The sequence below is a fragment of the Wohlfahrtiimonas larvae genome (genome assembly GCF_002006755.1).
Lineage (GTDB): Bacteria > Pseudomonadota > Gammaproteobacteria > Cardiobacteriales > Wohlfahrtiimonadaceae > Wohlfahrtiimonas > Wohlfahrtiimonas larvae.
In genome coordinates, this window is record NZ_MVDO01000153.1 from 1 (window position 1) to 1,042 (window position 1,042).

General features: G+C 31.1%; 1 protein-coding gene and 1 pseudogene. Both read right to left on the minus strand.

The genetic code is table 11. The annotated features are described in order from the left end of the window. Positions 1 to 129: 129 nt before the first annotated feature. Positions 130 to 321, minus strand: a complete 192-nt coding sequence (locus BZK14_RS08690) for a hypothetical protein (RefSeq protein WP_077926120.1) — start codon at positions 319 to 321, stop codon at positions 130 to 132. 171 nt (positions 322 to 492) lie between these two features. Then, positions 493 to 1,042, minus strand: a pseudogene (locus BZK14_RS08695) (helicase-related protein); the annotation flags it as partial.

Here is a 1,042-nt window from a genome sequence, read left to right on the forward strand (position 1 = left end):
CTCTTCAACCAACACTTCTTCTGTTGCTTCTGATAACTCTTTCTCTTTTTCAGTATTACTCATACTTTTTCCCTTAAACTTAGTGAATAGTTTATTCAACATGAGGATCAATCCGACTTTTTCAAGTCATTACTCATCCCAATCTTCTAAACCGTCCAAGTCATATTCTTTTTCTAATCGTTTTAAAAGCGCGCGTTCTTCACGCTTAGCTTCAATATCACGCCATGCTTGTGACTGTGATACTTTAACCTCAGGAATCTCTTCTTCTTCAACAGAATCTTCATCCATCAAATCATTATCATCTTCAAAATCAGTTTTCATATAAACCTCACTTTTATAAATTTATAACAGCCTTATATATGAATCTTCTAAAAAAGCAATACTAATGATATTTTTTTTCTCTACAATAAAAAAAGCTAATCATGATAAACATATTAGCTTTTTGATTTTAAATGATTTTTTATAGATTATAAAAACTGTAAATTTATTGAACTATTGATTCCCATCAACATCAAAAGTACGTTTTTTTCGATGAACAATTTTCACATTTTTCTTCTCTGTTCTTGGCGCATTAAAGTCACTTTGAACATCTTTCAAAGGTTTTTCTCGTCTATTAAATAACTGCTTAACTCTTTGTTTATTTTGACGAGAAACACTCGCTTCAAATGAATCAAAAGCAAATGGATTTCTATTCTCATTAATAATTGACTGATTAACACTATTAAAAGGATCTTCTGATTGATGAGAAACGGAATTATGATCATTAAAATCATCTTTCATCTGCTTATTTGTAAAATTATTACGTTTCTTCTGTTGCTGATTATTATTTTTACCACCTAATTTACGTAAACCACGATTCACGCCCACGCGTTTTTCAGTTTTTTCAGGCTTATCCTTATTATTGCGATTTTTAATTCGAAGAATATTGTGTGATCGCTGTGGTGGTGCTGGTTGGATCTTAGGTAAAGTCCATTTTAATTCTTGCTCCATAGACTCAACCCAAGGAATTTCATCTAATGTCACGATTGAGGATGTACTTTGA

Coding starts and splice junctions, on each gene's coding strand:
- BZK14_RS08690 (WP_077926120.1), bottom strand. CDS start 321: ATGAAAACTGATTTTGAAGATGATAATGATTTGATGGATGAAGATTCT.